This window comes from Synechococcus sp. MU1611 (assembly GCF_020514255.1).
Lineage (GTDB): Bacteria > Cyanobacteriota > Cyanobacteriia > PCC-6307 > Cyanobiaceae > Parasynechococcus.
In genome coordinates this window covers 379992-401091 of the sequence record NZ_VTLC01000001.1, presented here as the reverse complement: position 1 = coordinate 401091, position 21100 = coordinate 379992, and the positions used below count along the sequence as shown (strand labels likewise).

Annotated in this window: 23 protein-coding genes and 1 riboswitch; of the genes, 10 read left to right on the top strand and 13 right to left on the bottom strand. The window is 52.5% G+C overall.

The window, feature by feature from the left end:
• Positions 1–152: 152 nt before the first annotated feature.
• Together FZZ92_RS02280 and FZZ92_RS02275 are read left to right on the top strand one after the other, a co-directional pair.
• Entirely contained in the window at positions 153–767 is a 615-nt protein-coding gene (locus FZZ92_RS02280) for a helix-turn-helix domain-containing protein (protein ID WP_226422480.1), read from the top strand.
• 360 nt (positions 768–1127) lie between these two features.
• Positions 1128–2708: an iron uptake porin gene (locus FZZ92_RS02275; protein ID WP_226398591.1), complete on the top strand. Its 1581-nt coding sequence runs from the start codon at positions 1128–1130 to the stop codon at positions 2706–2708.
• Positions 2709–2806: 98 nt separating this feature from the next.
• Here FZZ92_RS02275 and FZZ92_RS02270 read toward each other — a convergent pair whose 3' ends face one another.
• Positions 2807–3037, bottom strand: coding sequence for a hypothetical protein (locus FZZ92_RS02270; protein WP_115092966.1), 231 nt, complete (start codon positions 3035–3037; stop codon positions 2807–2809).
• A gap of 83 nt (positions 3038–3120) precedes the next feature.
• Positions 3121–3789 (bottom strand): Fe2+-dependent dioxygenase, encoded by a 669-nt coding sequence (locus FZZ92_RS02265; RefSeq protein ID WP_115025450.1) that lies wholly within the window; start codon positions 3787–3789, stop codon positions 3121–3123.
• A gap of 115 nt (positions 3790–3904) precedes the next feature.
• Here FZZ92_RS02265 and FZZ92_RS02260 point away from each other — a divergent pair, with 115 nt between their 5' ends.
• The 6 genes from FZZ92_RS02260 to FZZ92_RS02235 all read left to right on the top strand — a co-directional run bounded on the left by FZZ92_RS02260 (position 3905) and on the right by FZZ92_RS02235 (position 8450).
• Complete coding sequence (locus FZZ92_RS02260) at positions 3905–4909, top strand: extracellular solute-binding protein (protein WP_226422479.1); 1005 nt, start codon at positions 3905–3907, stop codon at positions 4907–4909.
• A gap of 141 nt (positions 4910–5050) precedes the next feature.
• On the top strand, positions 5051–5635 hold the full coding sequence (locus FZZ92_RS02255) for a ferritin (RefSeq protein ID WP_226422478.1): 585 nt from the start codon (positions 5051–5053) through the stop codon (positions 5633–5635).
• A 464-nt stretch (positions 5636–6099) separates the two neighbouring features.
• Positions 6100–6393 (top strand): 2Fe-2S iron-sulfur cluster-binding protein, encoded by a 294-nt coding sequence (locus FZZ92_RS02250; RefSeq protein WP_226422477.1) that lies wholly within the window; start codon positions 6100–6102, stop codon positions 6391–6393.
• A 32-nt stretch (positions 6394–6425) separates the two neighbouring features.
• Complete coding sequence (locus FZZ92_RS02245) at positions 6426–6635, top strand: hypothetical protein (RefSeq protein WP_115025447.1); 210 nt, start codon at positions 6426–6428, stop codon at positions 6633–6635.
• A 91-nt stretch (positions 6636–6726) separates the two neighbouring features.
• Complete coding sequence (locus FZZ92_RS02240) at positions 6727–7494, top strand: alpha/beta fold hydrolase (protein ID WP_226422476.1); 768 nt, start codon at positions 6727–6729, stop codon at positions 7492–7494.
• Positions 7491–8450 (top strand): NAD(P)/FAD-dependent oxidoreductase, encoded by a 960-nt coding sequence (locus FZZ92_RS02235; protein ID WP_226422475.1) that lies wholly within the window; start codon positions 7491–7493, stop codon positions 8448–8450. The genes FZZ92_RS02240 and FZZ92_RS02235 overlap by 4 nt, the downstream gene beginning before the upstream one ends.
• Positions 8451–8497: 47 nt before the next feature.
• On the opposite strand, the gene fldA is transcribed toward FZZ92_RS02235, so the two are convergent.
• From fldA to FZZ92_RS02210, 5 genes are all read right to left on the bottom strand, one after another.
• Complete coding sequence (gene fldA / locus FZZ92_RS02230) at positions 8498–9007, bottom strand: flavodoxin FldA (protein WP_115025444.1); 510 nt, start codon at positions 9005–9007, stop codon at positions 8498–8500.
• A gap of 990 nt (positions 9008–9997) precedes the next feature.
• Positions 9998–10546 (bottom strand): Crp/Fnr family transcriptional regulator, encoded by a 549-nt coding sequence (locus FZZ92_RS02225; RefSeq protein WP_115025453.1) that lies wholly within the window; start codon positions 10544–10546, stop codon positions 9998–10000.
• A 346-nt stretch (positions 10547–10892) separates the two neighbouring features.
• Complete coding sequence (locus FZZ92_RS02220; protein ID WP_226422474.1) at positions 10893–12464, bottom strand: iron uptake porin; 1572 nt, start codon at positions 12462–12464, stop codon at positions 10893–10895.
• A gap of 70 nt (positions 12465–12534) precedes the next feature.
• The gene (locus FZZ92_RS02215) at positions 12535–13059 is read right to left on the bottom strand and encodes a HupE/UreJ family protein (RefSeq protein WP_255613910.1); all 525 of its coding nucleotides are present in this window, start codon (positions 13057–13059) and stop codon (positions 12535–12537) included.
• Positions 13060–13174: 115 nt separating this feature from the next.
• Positions 13175–13322: riboswitch (cobalamin riboswitch) on the bottom strand.
• A 104-nt stretch (positions 13323–13426) separates the two neighbouring features.
• Entirely contained in the window at positions 13427–13768 is a 342-nt protein-coding gene (locus tag FZZ92_RS02210) for a c-type cytochrome (RefSeq protein WP_226398040.1), read from the bottom strand.
• A gap of 164 nt (positions 13769–13932) precedes the next feature.
• Here FZZ92_RS02210 and FZZ92_RS02205 point away from each other — a divergent pair, with 164 nt between their 5' ends.
• A complete protein-coding gene (locus FZZ92_RS02205) occupies positions 13933–14382 on the top strand; it encodes a hypothetical protein (protein ID WP_226422472.1) in 450 nt (149 codons plus the stop codon).
• An 8-nt stretch (positions 14383–14390) separates the two neighbouring features.
• Here the strand turns inward: FZZ92_RS02205 and FZZ92_RS02200 are convergent, their stop codons facing one another.
• The 4 genes from FZZ92_RS02200 to FZZ92_RS02185 form a co-directional block, all read right to left on the bottom strand.
• Positions 14391–14621, bottom strand: a complete 231-nt coding sequence (locus FZZ92_RS02200) for a hypothetical protein (RefSeq protein WP_226407564.1) — start codon at positions 14619–14621, stop codon at positions 14391–14393.
• Positions 14618–14926, bottom strand: coding sequence for a hypothetical protein (locus FZZ92_RS02195; protein ID WP_226422471.1), 309 nt, complete (start codon positions 14924–14926; stop codon positions 14618–14620). Before FZZ92_RS02195 ends, FZZ92_RS02200 begins: the two co-directional genes overlap by 4 nt.
• Before the next feature lie 34 nt (positions 14927–14960).
• Positions 14961–15665: a 16S rRNA (uracil(1498)-N(3))-methyltransferase gene (locus FZZ92_RS02190; protein WP_226422470.1), complete on the bottom strand. Its 705-nt coding sequence runs from the start codon at positions 15663–15665 to the stop codon at positions 14961–14963.
• Positions 15666–15981: 316 nt separating this feature from the next.
• Positions 15982–16287 carry a hypothetical protein gene (locus FZZ92_RS02185; RefSeq protein WP_226398044.1) on the bottom strand — a complete coding sequence of 102 codons (306 nt, stop codon included), beginning with the start codon at positions 16285–16287 and terminating at the stop codon, positions 15982–15984.
• A 109-nt stretch (positions 16288–16396) separates the two neighbouring features.
• Here FZZ92_RS02185 and FZZ92_RS02180 point away from each other — a divergent pair, with 109 nt between their 5' ends.
• Positions 16397–16900, top strand: a complete 504-nt coding sequence (locus tag FZZ92_RS02180; protein ID WP_115025072.1) for an HdeD family acid-resistance protein — start codon at positions 16397–16399, stop codon at positions 16898–16900.
• 220 nt (positions 16901–17120) lie between these two features.
• On the opposite strand, the gene FZZ92_RS02175 is transcribed toward FZZ92_RS02180, so the two are convergent.
• Both FZZ92_RS02175 and FZZ92_RS02170 read right to left on the bottom strand, forming a co-directional pair.
• Positions 17121–17405, bottom strand: coding sequence for a hypothetical protein (locus tag FZZ92_RS02175; RefSeq protein WP_226422469.1), 285 nt, complete (start codon positions 17403–17405; stop codon positions 17121–17123).
• A gap of 24 nt (positions 17406–17429) precedes the next feature.
• A complete protein-coding gene (locus tag FZZ92_RS02170) occupies positions 17430–21074 on the bottom strand; it encodes a hydantoinase B/oxoprolinase family protein (RefSeq protein WP_226422468.1) in 3645 nt (1214 codons plus the stop codon).
• Positions 21075–21100 lie beyond the last annotated feature (26 nt).

Here is a 21100-nt window from a genome sequence, read left to right as displayed (position 1 = left end):
TATCACAACAACGAACAAAGCCAACAATCCACAACGTGCTATAAAATCCATTCAACACAAAACCACGATGACTTGTTTATACAGAACAGTAAATAGATAGGCGGTAACGCAACTACATCAGGAAGTATCAAAAAGCACACGTCAGCACGTCAATGAATACGAGGGACGGGCATAACCCCAGGCAGAGCAGGCCAATATTCCTTAATGCCTCGGAAACAGTGCTTCTCGATAGGCCTATAGGCAGAGAAGACGTAGAAATAACAGTAGAAGATGGAATCGTAAGAATTGGCGCCTACCAAGAAGGCAAGACAATTGATTTGACTTTAGCTTTTGCATGCAAATCTGAACCATGCAGGTTCAATTACCCTGAAGAATTATGGATCAGGATAGAGGCGATAACAGAAACAAAATTCCAAGCAAGCTATGGCTATGATCCAGAACAAAGATCCAATGACAGCATCTTGGAATGGGTGTTACAACTACACATTGTCAGACTCGAAACAAACATAGAAAGTCGTCTCATGAAATTATTCCAACTATTAACGACAAGACTTGGTATACGTACAACAGATGGCTATTTGCTCGAGCACACTCTCACTCATGAGCGCATCGCTGAAATCATTGGAACTACAAGATCAACTGTTTCCAGAAGCATAAGCTCTCTCAGGAAATCTAATAAAATTTATATTGACGAACTAAAGAATCAACTGATATTGCCGGCAAATCAAATCAATGGCCACACCGACATGTTCCACCCTTCCATTTAGAACACTTTGACTTTTTACAGCCCTTTTTCTTGCTCTGCCGTAAATTGTCGTCGGATGAATTGGCCAAGATCCGATGGGAATCAACTTTTTAACTCTAATCGCTCCAACAGGCCCAAAACATGGAAGTGAGTAACAAATGACACAAGCCCGTCAGTCTTCTTATTGATGCCTGAAGAGACACAGCGAAGCCCCAAGCAGAGCACAGACATCTCCAAAAAGGGCTGTGATGAGGCTGATAACAGAAAAGAACAGGCAGACGTATAAAAAGCTACTTGGAAGTGCTCTATACGAGTAGCAGCAAATACAGCGCAACGGCAGTATGGGCGTGCCCAATTTGGGCTTTCCTGTGTGAGGAATTCAATGAAGCTTTTCCAGCAACTGCTGGTGGCTCCTGCTGCCCTTGGCCTTCTGGCCAGTGGCGCTAATGCCGCCGAGCTGAACATCAACGGCGTTTCTGATTACGCGGCTTCCGCTGATCAGGTGACCAGCGTCACCCAATTCTCTGACGTCTACCCCACCGACTGGGCCTATCAGGCTCTGGCGAACCTGGTGGAGCAGTACGGCTGCGTGGCCGGCTACCCCAACGGCACCTTCCGTGGCAACCGGGCCATGACCCGCTACGAAGCGGCTGCCCTGCTGAACGCTTGCCTCGACCGGATCACTGAAGTGACCGACGAGCTGCGTCGCCTGCTCAAGGAATTCGAAACCGAGCTGGCCATCCTCAAGGGTCGCGTTGACGGCCTCGAGGCTCGTGTTGGCGAACTGGAAGCAACCCAGTTCTCCACCACCACCAAACTGCGTGGTCAGGCTGACTTCTTCACTGGCGCAGTGAAGTATGCCGATCGCGACGAGTGCAACGAGAAATCGCCTGGTTCCTGCGAAAGCGATGGATTCAGCTTCTCCTATCGCTACACGCTGAACCTCGACACCTCCTTCACCGGCAAGGATCGCTTGTACACCCGTCTTCGCACGGGCAACATGAAGAACGTCTGGACCGAATCAGACTCTTATCTGGCTGATGCCAAGAGCGGTGACAACACCATCAAGGTTGACAAGCTCTGGTACAGCTTCCCGATCGGCAACGAGTTCAAGGTCACCGTTGGTGCGTTGATCGAGAACTACTACATGATCGAAACGCCAACCCGTTACAAGCCGATCCTCAAGGCATTCAAACTGGGTGGTTACGGCGCTGTTCTGGGTGCCAGCACAGGCCAAGGCTTTGGTGTGCAGTGGCGTCAGGATGTCGATCCTGGTGACGCAGCCTTCAACATTGCTGTGAACTACGTTGCCGACGGTGGTGACGGTGCGAAGAGCGGTTCTAAAAAGCAAATGTTCGGTGAAGACACCGATGCCTACCTGCTCAGCCAAGTTGGCTACGGCAACCGCAAGTGGCATGTTTCAGCGCTCTACGCACTGAAGAATGCTCAGCAGGACAAGGTTTGTGTCACTGACGAGCTGGGTGTGAAAACCTGCACGATCAAGACAGAAGCCAAGGCGGCTATGGGTTACTCCACACCCACGGCAAAGGATCTGGCTCACCCCATCCACGCCGTTGGCCTTCGCGGCTACTGGTCACCTGAAGACAGCGGATTCATTCCCACCATCAGTGCGGGCCTTGACTTCGGTTGGGCTGATAGTGAATACCGCGGCAACTCCGAAGCCGTTAAGGGCTGGATGGTTGGCCTGAACTGGAATGACGCCTTCATGGAAGGCAACAAGCTGGGACTTGGCTTTGGTTCCTACTCCAGCTACGCCACCGAAGTTCAGGGGCAAAAGGCTGACGACCAGAACTTTGCAATCGAAGGTTATTACGACTTCCGTGTGACCGACAACATCACCATCACACCTGCTGTGTTCTGGGTTGATGATGCAAAGGGCAAACATCAAGTGAATGGAGCCAACAAGTTTGGCGGTCTCGTCAAGACGACCTTCAAATTCTGATCCACATTTGATCAACAGACTGGCGCCCCGCGGGGCGCTTTTTTTTTTACATAAAAAAGAGGGGCGAATGCCCCTCAAATAATCTCACAAGATTAGATTCACCAGCAGTTCTCGCCCTCACCGATGGGAACACAGACATCCTCTTGTTCTGCCTTTTTCTTTAAGGCTGCTGCATCGGAGTCCATGACGCTTTCTTCATCAACACCTTGGTCGGTGTTCCATTCTTGAAGTCCACCAGCATTCTGAGCATGGACAACTGGAACAGCTGCAGAGGCAACGAGAAGCGAGGTGGCTGCTGCAAAAACAGAAATTGCGGATGGCTTGGCCATAAACAGACCTAAAATTCTATTATGCCAAATCTCAATCAGAAATAGTCATTAACGACGCAGCTGGCAAGGTCAAAAGCTACAAATCAGGAAGATAGGCGCCGGATAGCATTTGTATAACTTTGAAAAATCAAATCAAGTTCATCAGACCGACCATGACGGGCAAGCAATCCGCGAGCACCAGCATCGAGATTAAAAAGTAAGGAACGGTCTTCCGCAGACTTCACATAGCTTTCAATCCAACCAACACAAACGAATCGTGTTCCACCAATAACAGGTTGAACACAATGGAGAAGGGAGGAAGGATAGACAACAACTTGGCCAGGAGACAATCGAAATTCTGTAGTCTTATCTCCACCACTTTGAATTGACAAGGAGCCTCCCTGGTAGGAGTCTTCATCACTTAAAAAGACTGTAAAAGACAGGTCACGTCGACCATAACGAGAGAAAGGGTTATCGACATGCCAACCATAACCATCTCCAGAGTCAGATCTAGAAACCAGAAGGCTGTGAACCTTGCGAACAAGCGTAAAGCTCTTAATTAATGGATCGCTGGTAAGTGCTGTTGATATTCGGTTGGTAATTGAAAGAGTAAGCTCCGAATTTGGGTCAAGTTGATGATTCTTCTTGACTAACGACGCCTGATCACCCGCCGTTAGACGACCATCGCGCCAAGGGAGGTTAGGGGCCAGGAGTCGTTGTTGAATATCTTGTATTTCATCAAAAGGCAACAATGGATGGGTAATAAATTCCATCGATCAAAGAGAAAACGACATTGAGTTGCACAGAGCATTTGCTACATAAGCTGCGTTCATATAAGCTGACAATTCACGTGACCGAACTAATATAGAGGTGTATGTGATTCTAGACATGCTCAAATTCCTTGCCACCCTGCTAATAGTGGCCCCGTTCGCCGCCATACCTTCAGCAGAGTCGAAAGAAGTAAGAGTTTACTCAGGCCGTCACTACAATACTGATAGAAAAGCATTCAAACAATTTAGCCAGCAAACTGGAATCAAAGTAAGACTGATCGAAGCAACAGGGATTTCACTTGTTGAAAGGCTTAAGAGAGAAGGGGCCAATTCAAAAGCAGATGTAATTCTTCTGGTTGACTCGGCGAGAATCAACAACGCTGCTGAGGCAGGGCTGCTGCAACCCGTAAAGACGGATAAACTGCTATCGAACATCCCCGCACGTTATCGAGATCCTGCAAATCGATGGTTTGGTTTCACAAGACGCATAAGAGCAATTATTGTGAATCCAAATATCGTCAATCCAAATACAATTGAAACATATGCAGATTTATCAAATCCAAGCTTGAAAGGCAAACTGTGCCTACGCAAACGGAAGAACGTATATAACCAGTCGCTTGTGGCAGACCAAATTATTCTGAAGGGCCAAGCGAAAGCAAGTTCATGGGTCAAGCAAATGGTCAGCAATGTAAGCCAACCATACTTCTCCGGTGACGTTTCACTAATTCGCGCAGTGGGGCAAGGAAAATGTGGAGTCGCGCTAGTAAATCATTATTACCTGGCGAGAATGCAAGCAGGAGCAAGTGGAAAGAATGATCAGAAATTAACCTCAGGAATAAAATTAATCATGCCAAATCCAGCCCATGTGAATATCAGTGCAGCTGGAGTCGCAAAATCAGCTCAAAACAAAAAAGAGGCGATCGAGTTTATTGAGTTCCTTTCATCTCCACAAGGAACTCGATCGATCGCAGGCCCAACATTTGAGTACCCACTAAAAGGGTTTGGGACGTCAAAAGAATTGAAAAAGTTTGGTCGGTTCACTCCGGACAATGTCTCAATAAGCGCTCTTGGGTCAACACAAAAAGCTGCAATACAAGTAATGGCCAACGCTGGCTGGCGGTGATTCGGAAACCAAAAAATATCAAAAACATCAATCCAGTCATCATCTTTTGATAATGACTCTCATTTAACTTGGTGCATATAACACACGCTTTCTACAATTCGATTCGCAAGCACGTATCATTTGATCAATTGCTCAAGAGGAATGCTTTCAACATCCCGCTCGAATCCTGCGACTTCTATTGAAACTGGCCCTTCAGGTCGGGCAGTTGCGGAAGCAATAAGTCCTGAACTTTTGAATGCCATCCAAGACCACCTCAACATGGAAAGGCAGGCACACGCCTCATATTTCGCCGCAGCAATCTGGTTTGCTGAACGAACACTGAAGGGGTTTTCTCGATTCTTCCGAGACGAATCAAGCAGTGAGCATGAGCATGCTGCACAATTCGCCGAATACATCATCGCTCGCGGTCAGAGCGTTGAACTGAAGACCGTTGAGGCTCCGTTGCAGAACTGGGAATCGCCAGCCGATGTCATGGCATCTGCATTTCAAATGGAGGTTGATGTGACGGCCTCATTGCAACAGCTTTACTCCATGGCAGAGAGAGTGAGTGATACACGAACAACAGTATTCCTCGACCCCATGGTTGAGATGCAAACACAATCTGAATATGAATTCGGACATATGCTGGGACGCGTCAAATTCGCCGATAATCAAGCGGCAGCCTTATTGCTCATCGACAGCGAGCTGGATCAAGGGAATAACAAACCAGCCTCTCTTCAGGCATAAGAGAAAAATTACGCCTAGAGACAGTATCAATTACGGACATCTTTTTCACGAAGATGTCCGTAATCCCTGTGGATCGATAATAAAACATTTTATGTCGCGCATCAGTGATTTGGGTGAGACCTCTAAATACTCAGCAATTAGCTTGTGTGTCCATCCTTGATTTCTTAGGGCCATAGCAATCTTCAAGCGTTTTTTTCGCCAACCGCTTGCATGTCCTAAATAATGAGAAACCTTCTCTGGGAGTTGGTTGTCCATTTGTAAAATTTGCTTTTATAAAAAATACGCCATAGCCTTGCCTAAATTATTCCATAAAATTACCAACAAGAGTATTGCAATGCTCGTCCAATTAAACAAAAACGACACCACTCAGTAGAAGCTATACATGTAACCAATGAAACATAAACATGGTAAAATTTAATCGAGCGATAAGAATACTAAAGTTATACTTGATTTTATTTTGAAAAATGGCGTCGTTCAAAATTGAATTGAGACTCCCTGATGGAACAAGACATTTTGAATGTCCTGATGATGAATATGTACTTGAGGCAGCAGAGCAAGCTGGTATTGATATGAGTTATTCCTGTAGAGCGGGAGCATGCAGCACTTGCGTGGGAAAAATCATTAAAGGAACAATTGACCAATCAGATCAAAGTTTTCTCGACGACGACCAAATGGAAAATGGTTATACACTGCTTTGCGTAGCATATGCAACATCAGATTTAGTCGTAAAGACAGATTGTGAAGATGAGCTTTGGTGAAGATAGAGGTATTCATTTAATCGAGCAGACGAATGGGTGAAGTGCACAAAAACAAATCAAGTCTTGTGGAACAATATCTACACATCGCATGTTTCAACAAAATCAGCGACAGTATCTTTAGAGATATGCTGGACTACGAAGCTAAAGCCGATCCCATCGAAAAAAAATTAATTAAGAGAATAAGGCATCAAGTAGAGCAAGGGAAAGTTTTGCTTTCTTATCCCGATTCAAAAAAACTGTGACAACTCCACTTGTGATAAAGAATACAGTGATCTGTTTATTCTGAGGAGGGGATCAGGTCGATGTATAAGAGGATAACTAAAATAGAAACGCATGGAAAAAAGTAAAATAGTCTGGGTTGATCTTCAACCATCATTGTATTGTCTATTTAAACGTACGGCGCAGGCTTTAAGCCAACAATATGGTGTTAAGCGATGGTCATTCGAACATGACCCTGATGAATCATGTGATGTTGATATCATTCATGCCCTTTTAAAGCAAACGGTAGAGAATTCTTCTGAGCCAGTTCACCTTGTAGGCCATGGGATAAGTGGTTCAGTAGCCTATCTATACGCAAAAAAATATCCGAAGAATGTTTCCTCAGTTTCATTGTTATCTGTAGATACCCAATCAAGCAATCAATGGACATCCCACTATCAAGCGATGAGAAGTCAATTACCGTGCTCAAGATTTCATATATTGAGCCACTTAAGCCGTCTCCTCATAGACACCCATGCCGATCACGTACAAGTCATAATCGCAAGACTCTTGGCAAAATGCCTAGACAATGATTTCGTTAATGGATCAATTGTCGGACATACACAGATAGAAAATCTGGACCAAATCAAAATTCCAATTCTTGTCATCAATGGCAGCAAGGATTTCGTAATTGATCAATGCAGCTACAAACGTTGGCAGCAGCATTTAAAACCAGGTGACTGTTATCAACGGATTAATAGTGGTCGACATTTTTTCCCATTCACTGAATGGAATCAAACCGCTAAAATGATTGAGTCCTTTATTGACATGGTACCCAACAAAACTTCAGATATAGCTTCTGAAAATATTCAAGATCTGAGTATTATCAAAAGATTCTCATGACAGATATCAATAATGCAGATGTTGTAATCATCGGTGGGGGACCTGCAGGTTGTTCCTGTGCTTTGTATACAGCAAGATCAAATTTATCAACGATCATCCTGGATAAGAATCCAGCTGTTGGAGCACTAGCGATTACTCACAAAATTGCCAACTACCCTGGCGTTGCAGGTGATGCATCAGGAGAAAAGCTTCTGAAGACGATGAGAAATCAGGCAATCAGCTATGGGGCTGAATATAAACAAGCCCAAGTCTATGGAATCAGTATGTCGGATACTGAAAAGATCGTCTACACACCGGAGGGAACATTCGTCGGCAAGACCTTAGTTCTAGCGACGGGTGCGATGGGAAGAGCATCGACACTACCCGGGGAAAATGAGTTTCTTGGCAGAGGTGTAAGTTACTGCGCAACCTGTGATGGCGCATTCTACAAAAATCAAGAAGTTGTGGTCTATGGATCAAACCAAGAAGCAATCGATGAAGCACTTGTTCTAACAAAGTTCGCATCAACAGTACATTGGATAACCAACAACAAGCCAAACATAAATTCAGTTGAAGTTCAGATATTACTTGATTCCAGCAATGTCAAGCATTGGAAAAGAACACGATTAAGCTCGATTGAGGGGGACGAGAATGGTGTGTCAAGCGTCAAGGTGCAATCCTTTGGGCAGGATAATACGCAAGAAATATTGGTTCAAGGTGCATTTGTTTACTCCACTGGCTCATTACCGATCACCGACTACCTCCAAGAGCAAATACCAATCAATGCCAATGGAGGAGTTCGTGTCAACAATGACATGATGACCGATGTAGAAGGAGTTTGGGCAATCGGCGACATTCGCAACACTCCCTTCAAGCAGGCTGTTGTCGCTTGTTCAGATGGCTGCATTGCAGCGATGGCGATTGATAAGTATCTCAACCAGCGCAAGGACGTTCGTGTGGACTGGGTGCACCGTTAAAAAAAAGCGCCCTTAAGGGCGCTTTTGATTGAATTCAAATGCGGAACTTACGACTCTGCATTGATTTGCTGAACCCATGCTTGAAGACGTTGGTCTGTTAACTCCGACTCATTGTCTTCATCGATTGCGAGACCACAAAACTTACCATCAATCACACTTTTCGAATCATCATAGGTATAGCCTTCAGTAGGTACTTTACCAATCAATTTAGCTCCAGATTGAAGAAATGCTGTATACAGTTCTTCCATAGCATCACAGAAGAAATCTGAATAGCCAGAAGAGTCTCCCAAGCCGACAATGGCTACAGATTTCCCAGCAAAATCTTTGTCTGGGATTTCTTGAACCAAATCGTCCCAAGCCGTTCCAGAGCGTGCCTCGTCAGCACCAGTATTCCATGTCGGAACACAGCAAATCAACGACTCGGCAGAGACCAACTCATCAATTGAGTCAATGTTGTCGACATCCTTCGCTTCCGTTCCGGGGAGAAGCTCCTTCAGCCGATCAGCGACGTCTTCAGTTTTACCAGTTGACGTTGCAAAGAAGATTGTGAAAGCCATGCAATTCAAATCACCCCATAATTTTCTCAGAAGTTTTGCCAGCCAGTTTGAAGCTTGTTTCAGATCCAAGTGCTATCAGATACAACCAAGCAAATCATTGACCTTGATGTATCTGGAAAATGTTAGTCTCAAGCGTTTCTGAACAAATCAAACTTTCTCGATACTCTGAAAGTGCTTGATCAAAGCCTGACTCTCGGATGCGTTTAAGCCAACGCAAGCGAACGAAGTCATCTCGCTCAATGTGATCAATGAATTCTTCTAAAATCTGAGATCCAACAAGCATGATGGAAATAGCCTCGTTGTTCAAATTTAAAAAATCGTTCTAATGGTGAGCAAACAAATGATCGTTGATCATTGATCATTGATCATTGATCGAAAGGTGATGCACATCCACTCAAACGGATCCAAACCCAAAGAAAAGCCCAGCCTATAAGGCTGGGCATATCCAAAAAACCTCCCCAATTTTGTCGATTCACCAACGACAAATTGGATTTAAATGAGGCTGTCGATCCCGTCCAAGGAAGACCCATTTATTATGGCCATACCAGACAACTAATTATGAACATTGCATGCTTGTCGTGGTGTCAAATGTAGCTCAAGAGGCACACTATTTGCCATGATCAGAATTCTGAAAATTGCAGACAAAAAATTGAGGCCAACACTTTATGTAGGCCTCAAACAAGACAAGAGTTTTTATTCAATAGATTTGGTTCGCCGAGAGCCTATGGGATAAACATCGAAAGAGCAACTCCTCCAGTAAATGTTTTTGAGCTGATTGAGGATCAAGATAATTTTTGATCTTTGCCAAAGAACTCTGTATTGCCAGACATCGATTGCGATGTAGGGATATCTCTGCGATAAGGCGCTCCTTGAGGCGCGGATGCTGACAGCGTTGAATGGAGCGACTGGCTGACTGCATGCGCTGCCATATCCACTCAGTTTCTTTGCAGAGGTCTCCAAGAACTCCGAATGTATTCACATTCACGGCGTTCAAAATTGCAGGGGTGATGAGTTGATGAGTTCAGGAGAGAGTCGCATCGTGACATCACCAGGTGCCATAGCAACCAAATCAGCTTGACGCCACTTCGAAAGAAGACGCGTAGTGGTGACGCGTGTTGCTCCAATCAGCTCACCAAAGCGATCGTGGGTGAGGCGAAAGGGAAGCTGATAGGTGTCGCTGCAACGGAGTCCGAGTCGGTTCACCAGCAGGGCCAAAAGAGCATGAAGACGCTGCTCTGCTTGACCGAGATGACGCACACGCAGGAGCTGCAAGGTCCATTCATTCACTGCATCGATACCCATTTCGTCCGTGGAGACTGAATCACGACGAAACTTCAATGCCGTTAAGGCTTCGACGCAGGCACCTTCGCTGCACATGCGGTCGGTGCGGAGCCTGTCGCCAGACTGCAAAAACGCCAACGTCATCCCCTCGGTCTCTTCGCAAGGGCAATACACCCGACAGACACCTTCCAAGACTTCAAGAACAGTGGCCTGATCTCGGCCAGCAGGATCCAACAGGACGGTCTGCAGCCTTGGCATCGACAAGGGTGCCGCCGGATCGTCCGGAAGGAAGCGGTAAGCGGAGGTCGTCACGAACTAACGCGAATGAGAATTACTCGCAAGAGTACAGAGACCTTGTCGATATTGCAAGTCATTCTCAATAAGGGCCTCGGATTGAGAGCTTTTCTCAATACGCTCTGAGCAGGCCCTATCCGCATGAAGCAGCAATGAGCGGAGCAGCTGCGCATCCCCCTGAATCCGAAGCATTGGCGTGAGGTCTGGTCTGTGCACCAACTACAACGCGATCTTTGACCGGAGGTGAATCGGTTTCAACGGTGAGACGTCGTTATTGAGTGATTCCTCTGTATTTCCTTGTCATCACCGCTCAGAACACAAAGGTGGTTTTAATCAAGCCGCCCAGTTCTTGAAACGTTGAGCCATTGGGTGTGAGCTCACCGATGGGTCGTGAGAGATAGAACAGCGCAGGCGTGACGCTGATGTTGTCGGTGACCTGGAACTGATACCACCACTCCCAGATGAACTGACCATCGGCAGGGGTGTCACCTCCACGAAGATCCGTCGCGAAGACGGGTTGGCCTACCGCCATGCCGGCGTTATTACCCTCCATCAAGACGTCATTCCACTCCAGCCCCACCGTCCAGGACTGACTCGTGCTCACCTGGCCTTTGCGCTGGGTTTCGGATTGATTGATGCCCCAGCCCAGCGACAGCGAAGGAAGCCAGCCGCTCTGCAGCGGTTGCCAGAAACCACCAAGGGCATAGGCATGCGTCACGCCCCTGTCTGTGAGCTGATCCTTGACGAAGGGTGTGGCGTAAACGATCAGGTCTTGACCGTTCTGGACCTTGGAATAGAGCGCAGCCACACCCCAGTTATCACCCTCCCAACCCAGCTGCAGCGTGCCGGTGCCCCCTGCCTTGTCGGTGGCGAAACCGCCAGTGCGAGTGTTGCTCGATGCACCATTGGCAGCCACGTAATTGGCCGACGCACGGGCTCCGCTTTCCAGGGCCCAACTGATGCCAACACCCGCACCTTTGTTTTTGTTGTAGGCCCCCGGAGCTCCATTCACCGTGAGCACATCGAGAATTGGATCACTGGGATAGACGCTCGGCCAGACCGCGAGCATGTCTTCCTGGCCAACAATCGGGCCCGTTGTGATGGTGATGTCATCACCCAACGGGAAGGAATAAAAGAGTTTGTCAATCGCCACCAGATTGGGGCGATCGCCCTCCTGAAATGCTGTTTCCAGCGTTGCCAGACCCGACGGCCCACCACTGCCGAAGACGTTGTCGTCGCCGTCGAAATTGCCGCCACGCAAAACCGTGGTCAACAAATCCTTTCCGCTGAAAGAGGTCGCCAACCCCAGCTGAAGGTCGTAATTGAACGTCGTTCCGCCGAATGTCTTGGTGCTCTCGGAACGAAGCCGTGAGGCGGATCCCTTGAAGCGGTTGGCTCCAAACACCCAGGTGGCTTGGCCTTTCAGCTTGGTGGTGGTGGAGAACTGGGTTGCTTCCAGTTCGCCAACACGGGCCTCGAGGCCGTCAACGCGACCCTTGAGGATGGCCAGCTCGGTTTCGAATTCCTTGAGCAGGCGACGCAACTCGTCGGTCACTTCAGTGATCCGGTCGAGGCAAGCGTTCAGCAGGGCAGCCGCTTCGTAGCGGGTCATGGCCCGGTTGCCACGGAAGGTGCCGTTGGGGTAGCCGGCCACGCAGCCGTACTGCTCCACCAGGTTCGCCAGAGCCTGATAAGCCCAGTCGGTGGGGTAGACGTCGGAGAATTGGGTGACGCTGGTCACCTGATCAGCGGAAGAGGCGTAATCAGAAACGCCGTTGATGTTCAGCTCGGCGGCATTGGCTGCGGGGCTGTTAACAACAGCCAAAGGGGCCAGAAGGCCAAGGGCAGCAGGAGCCACCAGCAGTTGCTGGAGGAACTTCATCGAAAGGAAGAGACAAAAAAACCCCAGATGTGATCTCTGGGGTCAAACGTTGGAAGAGGAGTGCTTCCGATCAGTCGATCAGGGCCACCCAGGCAAAGGCCATGCCGATCCCCATCCAGATTCCGGCACCCAGCCGCTGGCCTTGGGAGCCAAGACGCTCCAGCAACCCTTTGGACCATGCCGCCACCAGCAGAAGCAACGCTCCCTGCCCTAACAGCAGGCCAAGGAAATACGTCAGTAGAGGCGTGGCTTCAGCCCCAACGATCGTGCTGCCCAGCAGAAAGCCATGGAGGGCGATCAACGGGCACAACCAGAACGGTGACAGCACGGTGAGGGCAATCAATCCCTCCGCAACAAGGCTGAGAGACACCAGAGCTTCTGCCCAAGGCGCAATCGCATCAGGCAGCGGAATGAACTGCGAAAGCACACTGCCACCGAGGCCAAGGGCCAGAAGCGGTACCACCCAGGCCAGAGGGCGTTTCAGCCCGATCAAGGCTATCGCCAACAGGAACAACAGATGGTCAGGACCCAGCAGCGGGTGCCCGATGCCACTGATCAAGCCCTGCCACGCAGTCAGTGCAGAGCTGTCACCCATGCCGAAAGGATGGTGTGCAAACGCCGGACTGGCGATCAAGATAACTGCTGTAAGTGACGTAGCAGCAATCTGAAATGGCCTACGAAAGGCCAAGGGCAAAAAATTCAAAGTCGATCCTCGTCGGTGTTGTCCTGGCGGGCGTTCTGACTGACGTCGGCAGAGCCGGCGTTTCACAGCTGCGGGACAGCGACGGATTTACACCGCTCTTTCCCCGTTTCCATCAGCGGCTGATCCCCGCTGATACCAGCATTTCACTATAGGAGTGAGATTCATGCTCAATACAAAAATCCCCTGACCGGTCACCCAGCCAGGGGATGGACTGGAGATGATCGTGCTCAGCTTTGCGAAGAGCTGAGCGTCAAGACCTTCAGGACCAGCCTTTTACCGACTGGGATTCGACATAAGCAGCAACATCAGCAATCTCAGCTGCGCTCAGATTTGGGCCAAAAGCAGGCATACCGTTTTTGCCATTGGTCACCTGATAGGCGATGGCCTCTTCATGACCCTCGTTGTAGTTGGCGAGATAAGCCTTGAGGTCATCTTGTTGGAGGGTGCGCTGACCATTCACAACGTTCCCGCCACCGATATGGCAAGCCGCGCAATTGGCGGAAAACACTTGCTCACCGTGGGCAGCATCTGCAGCTGATACCACGGATGGAGCGATCAATGCGATCAAAGCGGCCAGGGCCAAAGAAAGAAAGTGACGCATGGATGAGTATTTTGACTCAAGCACCTTGATTTAGAGGCCTCACCAGGGCCCAAGAAGAACACCATTCTTCACGTTTTGTTCGTAGAGATACACAGTTAGGCGATACAGAATGGCGAATGTGTCATGGGGCTCTTCAGCCATTGAGAGCACTCCTGATTGGCCTAATGGCAGTGTTTGTGGTGATTCTTCCTGGGCACCCGGCCTCAGCCTGTGTGGAGGGCTTGGCCTGGGGAATGCCTCTGGAGCAGGTGGATGCTCATTTGGGTCAGGCGAAACCCATCGGAGATCGTCCCCAGGAAAGATTTGAAGTTCAAGATGTGATGCTTGATCGGCTGCCTGTCTCCCGCGTCACGTTTGAGTTGAGCCAGTCCCAGGGCTTGCAATGGCTCGCCTACGAATTCGCGATCGATGACATGACGGAAGTGCTGGCCGGATTGCGGGCCCGCCATGGCTCACCACTCAGCACGAGCGTTGAAGAAGCGGACCACAACGATCAGATTTGGGTCTGGAACACAGGGGAAGACCTGATCACAGCTGTCAAACGGAAAGCCAATGAAGAGCAGAAATTCCTGCTCTCCTATCGCCCAAGTCGCCTGCATCCGCAGACGCTCTAAAGAACTCCTTACTGGACCACCTCTGCCGCATGAAAATTCCAGGAGTCACCGTCCTCGAGCCATAACTCCCAAGCCAATCGTCGGCCACGTTTCAGGCGAAGCTGACCACCAAAGCCAGCCGGGGAAGGCTGATACAACTCGGTGATGTCATCGACAGGATGACCATCCCGAGTGAACACCTCCTCCACCGCCTCTCCAAGCCGGGCCGTCAAGTCGCACCGCAGCTCATCAATCGTCACGATTGCTGGCTCGAAAAATCGAGCACCAGATCGCCGACGTCATCGCGACTGATCTGAAACCCGAACCCATCAACAGTTCCTGACCACAGGCCTGCATCGAGATCAGCCTCGACCCCCTGCAGCTGCTCCACCTTGTGATCGAAGAGGAGGCCGAAGCAATGGGCGGCGACCTGGGCGGCCTCGAACGCATCCATCTCATCGAGTTCATGGGCCTCCACCGGACACCCGTCGAGCAGCTCGGCATCGATCACGTTGCCAGAACCGACATCCTCAACAAGAGCTCGCAATCCAGCCAGGTCGTTCATTGCAGCCGCCGTTGAACCAACACATCGCCCACCATCATCCCTGGGCCAAAGCGGTGGTGAGGGCCGTGTCCACACTCAATGTGCGCGATCCCAAATGCACCGGCTGCGCAATCACCGCTTGAGCCAACTCCAATTCGAAGGGAACCAAACCACCCTCGGGACCCACCATCACAACGGCATCCCCAGCAGGCGTGTCGCGTAGAGCCAGGGAGGCCCCCATCTGTGCGATCCAGCAAGGCCGCCCTGCACAAAGGTGTTTCAGCTGGTCTTCCACAAAAGGGCGAAAGCGCCTGTGCTGATGCACCTGTGGAACCACGGTGTCGCTCGCGCGTTCCATCCCGGCCAGCAACGCGTCATGAACCTTGTCCGGTGCGAGTAAAGGGGACTGCCAATAGCTCTTTTCCACTCGGGCGCTGTGGATCAGATGAAGATTGGCCACCCCGTACTCCGCCACGGTGCGGAACAGACGGCGCAGCACCTTGGGCCTCGGCAACGACAGAACGACGTCGAACCGGTGTCGCGGCGGCGGTGGCTGACTCAATTCAACGCTTAATACCACTGAATCCGCATCGATCGCGCAGATGCGTCCCTGACCCAAATGGCCATTGAGCTCACCAACCCGAATGCTGTCGCCTACCGCAGCCCGCAGCACCGCACGAATGTGATCAGCCCGGCGATCAACAAGACGAACATGCTCTTCATCCCGCCAATCAGAACGATCTAAGACAACGATGTTCATATCTGAGGCAAGTCATATGAGCCACAGTCAGCTCCTGTTTAGGACGCCATGCCAAGAGGAGGGGCAACCGAACTGATGCTGACGGTGTTTACACCAAGGCAACAGTTGGAATCAGTCAGGAACTGCAGAACAATGCTGGTATGCAACAACCAACATCAAACTTCAGCAACAACAATCTCACACAACTTCTCGGCCAAAGACTAGATCTTTGGGATCAACAAGATGCCGCGCAACGGGATGGAGCATTCCATCGGGCGCTATCTCTGGAACAACAGATCCGGCAAATCAGCGCTGAGATCCACAAAGCGATAGCACTTCAGCAGTGTTCAAACACCCCGGGGATCAACTCCTGCTGGCGACGCGCCTGATAGTCGGCATCGGCAGCGCGCAACGCTGCCGCATCCTCCTGGAACCAACAGCCATAAAGCAGGTTCAGGATCCGATCAACATCCAGCTCTCGATCAGCCACGTCCTGCCAGAGGCGCTGGCTTAACTCAACGTCAGCGAACTGAAATTGGGCCTGAGCCAGACGTCGGGCTGCGTCGAAATGAGCCTGCTGAAGCTGACGTGACGGCGAGTCGTACTGGAGCAGTCGTCCTTGAATTGTCTGAAGCAAACCCATGCCACAAACCTGACTGCACTCAATTTGAATCCGCAGCTGCCCTTCGACAATGGGTTGTCATGCTGATTTTCATTAACAGACCTAGGGTCAATTCAGACGCGCTGCTGCAATGTCCTCCAACCGCCAGAGGCAACTCGCAGCAGCGCTGCTGATTCTTGGGGCCGTAGCGGCAATCCTTCTCCCCTTCATTTCAGCGACGCTGCTGACACTGGCCTTAGGAGGCATCGCCTTTTCGGCAGGGGTGAGTCAGCTCCTGCGGCTGGGGCAAGGCAATGCTCCGGGAAAGCTCTTCCGCGTGCTCTCGGCTCTTCTCTATATCGGTGGAGCGATCTTCATTTTGATCGACCCGATCGAAGGAGAGATCAGCCTGACCCTGTTCGCGGGAGTGGTTGTGCTGTTTGAGGGAATCATGGAGCTCGCTGCGGGCGCAACGTCGAAAGGCCCGATGGCTGGACTGGTGCTCCTCGATGGTCTGCTCTCCGCAGGCATCGGCCTGTTATTAGTGCTCGAGTGGCCGAGTGACAGTGTCTGGGCCTTGGGAACACTGTTCGGCATCACCCTGCTGTCCTCAGCATTCAAGCTCCTGCAACAGCCCGGCGGGGAAGTCGCTTAACCAGGCAAATCCCCAACCAGACCCTGGGGCAATCAGGGAACGTTGTAGAAAGCAGAAAAAACCACAACCCATGGATCTTGCTCCGTGGATCTAGGTCTTTCAATGGGATAAACAGCGATAACTTGTGAGCAAAAAACAAGCTTCTCGTCGCTTATTGATGACAAATCAAGCCCGAGATTTTTCCCATTATCGCAAATAAAAATACCGCAAGAGCGTGTGATCAGCAGACATCAAATCCCAACAGAATCGTGTCTTGTAAGGCGGCGTGATTGAGGCTCGGGCGTTGCCGTTGCAGGGCGGGAAGAATCTCCAATAACAGATTGTTAGCGCGGCGTGATTCAGTGCACACGCCGACGCGATCTCCAACGGAACGGGCGAGGCGGATCTGATCAATCACCAGCTGCAGCTGGAACACCTGCTGATCCAGGCTGTTGGCTTTGGCAACCCCCGTCAGGCTGCAGCTCAGCAGCAGTGCCAACAACCAGCCCTGTGATCGCATCGGCATCACAAACCCACCAGGCATCCCTCTTCAACCTCCCATGCCACCTCCCCCTGGAGTGAGCATGCGAATGGCCTCGCCAGCCTCGAGCTCCAGCTGAACAGAACCGGGTAGGGGATGCTCCGCCCCGTGACAGTCCAGGCGCAGATTCACACCACAAGCTCCGCTTGACCCACCGTTGAGCCCGAACGGAGGCACCTGCCGGGATCCACTGATCAACGACACACACATCGGTTCAAGGAAACGGATCGTGCGCTCCAGGCCGTCGCCCCCAGGCCAACGGCCGTTCCCACCACTGCCGCAGCGCACAGCGAAGGATTCCAGCCGCACGGGATAACGGCTTTCCAGCACTTCGGGATCCGTCAGCCTTGAGTTGGTCATGTGCGATTGCAGGCCCACGGAGCCGGCAAAGCCATCCCCAGCTCCACCGCCACCGGCCACCGTTTCGTAGTACTGACAGCGCCCATTGCCGAAGCTGAAATTGTTCATCGTTCCCTGGCCGGCCGCCTGGATACCAAAGGCACCGAACAACAGATTGCAAAGGGCCTGAGACACCTCCACATTGCCGGCCACCACAGCCGCTGGGTAACGCGGATTCAACAGACAGCCCGGTGGCACCACCAGATCGAGTGGTGCGAAACAGCCCTCGTTCAAGGGGATGTCGTTGTCGAGGAGGCAACGGATCACGTACAGCACGGCCGCGCGCGTCACCGCCAAGGGGGCATTGAAGTTGCCCGGCCGTTGGGGCGATGTTCCGGTGAAATCTAACCGCAGCCGTTGGCGTTGCCGATCAAGGCTGACCTCCACCACCAGGCATGAGCCGTCATCCATCACAAGCCGCTGACGGGCGTCCGTCAGGCGCGACAACAGGTGCTGAACACTGCTTGCTGCATCCCTCTGCAGAAGAGTCATCTGCCGTTGCACCACGACCTCCCCCTCCCGCTCCACGAGATGTTGCAGCGCCGCAATTCCGGCCTGATTGGCCGCCACCTGCGCCTGCAGGTCGGCCAGCAGTTCTGATGGGTTGCGTGGCGGCGTTGCCATTCCGCTCCACGCCGTTTCCAAATCAGCGTCGAGGACCCGGCCCTCGCGAACAAACAGCAGGTTGCGCAGCAGCAGGCCCTCATCAGCCATGGTGCAGCTGAAGGACGGCATCGACCCGGGGGCAATTCCGCCCACATCGGCGTGATGGCCACGACTGGCCACAAAGAAGCTGGGCTGATCCCCATTGCAGAACACCGGCGATATGGCGGTGATATCGGGCAGGTGGGTGCCGCCGTGGAAGGGGTCGTTGCTGAGCAGCGTGTCGCCCGGCTGCAGCGGTGCAACATCGCCAGCGGATACCTGAGCCAGCAGGTCACGCACGCTGTCTCCCATCGATCCCAGATGCACCGGGATGTGGGGGGCATTGGCCACCAGGGCACCCGAGGCATCGAACAACGCACAGGAGAAATCCAGGCGCTCGCGAATGTTCACGGATCGGCTGCTCTGCCGCAGTTGTTCCCCCATCTGTTCGGCGATCGCCATGAAGCGGTGGCGAAACAGTTCCGCCTGAAGCGGGTCGTCCGCATCACCCTCCGCCAGCGATGGCGAACCGGCCTGAGGCTGCCGGCGCTCCAACAACAACGTGTCCCCCAGAGCCACCCTTGCCTGCCAGCCCTCCTCCAGAACCGTGCATCCGGTGGATTCGGCGATCAGAGCTGGGCCTGAGATCCTTTGATCCAGCACCAAGGCGCTGCGCTCGTACAGGGGAACCTGGGTCCAGCCGCTCTGCTCGAGGTGCATCGGCACCAGCTGGAAACCCGCCAGTTCTGACGTTCGTTCGGCAATCCCATTCGGCCCATTCGGTGCTGTCGCATCGAACTGTTGCGGCGCTGTGACCTCAACATTGAGCTGTTCGACGATCAGAGCCTGATCGGCATCGATGCAGTAGCCGAAGCGCAATTGATGGCTCGTCTGAAAGGCCGAGACCAGGTCGTCAACAACTTGGTCCGGAGACCAGGTGAGCACCAACGTCTGTTCTGCAGCGGCATAACGCAGGGCAAGGTTGACCCAGACCTCCGGCGCCTCAGAGTCGAGGTCAGCACCATCGCCCTGGCGACGTAACTCCTCCTGAGCCTCATGGGTCAGCATCTCGACCTGATGAGGCATCTCAGCCAGCAGGGCGGAGGACAGCGGAACGCCGAGATGCACTTGTCGCCGGCAGCGCTGGCGGGCCTGCCCCATGCCAAAGGCGGAGAGAACACCGGCCATGGGGTGCAACAGCACGGTGTTGAGTCCGAGTTCATCCGCCAGACGACAGGCATGCTGACCACCGGCACCGCCGTAGGCCACCAACACCCCGCCACGGATGTCCTCACCCCGATGCAGCGAAACGCGGCGAATGGCTGCGGCCATGGTTTCCACCGCCAGTTGCAACGCCCCCGCCGCTAGCCGCTCCGAGGTCTGCCCCAGCGTTGCAGCAAGATCCGCGAACGCACGCCGCACCACGTCAACATCCGGGGGCAAATCAGCGCAAGCGCCGAACACCGCCGGGAAGCACGCCACCTGCAGACGCCCCAGCAGCAGGTTCGCGTCGGTGATGGTGAGCGGTCCCCCAGCGCGGTAGCAAGCGGGACCCGGTCGCGCCCCCGCGGAGCGGGGACCCACCCGCAGGCGCTCCCCCTGCAGCTCCAGCACCGATCCGCCTCCGGCAGCCACCGTTTCAATCGGCAAGCGGGAGGCCAGCAACTGCAAGCCGGCGATCTCGGTCTGCTCCTTGACCTGCCGCAACGCCTGCGCATCAGCGGAAGCCACGCAGAACACATCCGTCGACGTCCCCCCCATATCGAAGCCCAGCACCGGTACCCCTTCAAAACCGGCAAGCCGCGCCGCCGCGATCGCACCCACCATCCCGGCCGCCGGCCCCGAAAGGATGGTGTCTTTGGCCTGCAAGGTGACCGGAGCCTGCAACGCTCCGCTGGAAGTCATCACCCGCAGTGGCGTGGCAGATCCAAGCGCCCCTCGCACTTGCTGCAGGTAGCCATCCAGCACCGGATGCACGGCCCCCTCCACCAACGCCGTCTGCCCCCGCGGCACCAGGCGGGGCATCACGCTCACCTGATGGGAGCAGACCACTGTGCGAAAGCCAACCTCGCGCAGCATTGCCGCACAACGCTGCTCATGGACTGGATTGCACTGGGCATGCAGGAACGTCACCACGGCGACGTCGAGACCGGACCGGCGCAGCTCCTCCAAACGCCGCCGCAGCGGTTGATCCAGCACCAAAGGCTCCACCTCATCACCCCGCGCATCGAGCCGACCGGCCACCTCCAGCACCGTTTCCGCCAGAAAGGGACGCTTGGGTTGCTCAAGAGCGAACAGATCGTCGCGATGTTGATCGCCGATCCACAGCTGATCCCTCAGGCCTGCATTGGTGAGCAAAAGCAATGGCGCACCACAGCCCTCCAACAACGCATTGGTGGCGACAGTGGTGCCGAGGCGCACCTCATCGACGTCCCCCAGATCCACACCAGACGACGCCGAATCCAGCATCGCGACCATGGCCGACACCGCAGGGTCTCCAGAACTCGCCTGCTCAGACAGCACCTTGCGCACATGCAGCCGCCCCTCTGGATCGCGACCGATCAGATCGGTGAAGGTGCCGCCGCGATCAATCCAGAAGCACCAACCCATCGCAAGGCCCTGGCCAACATCGTTCC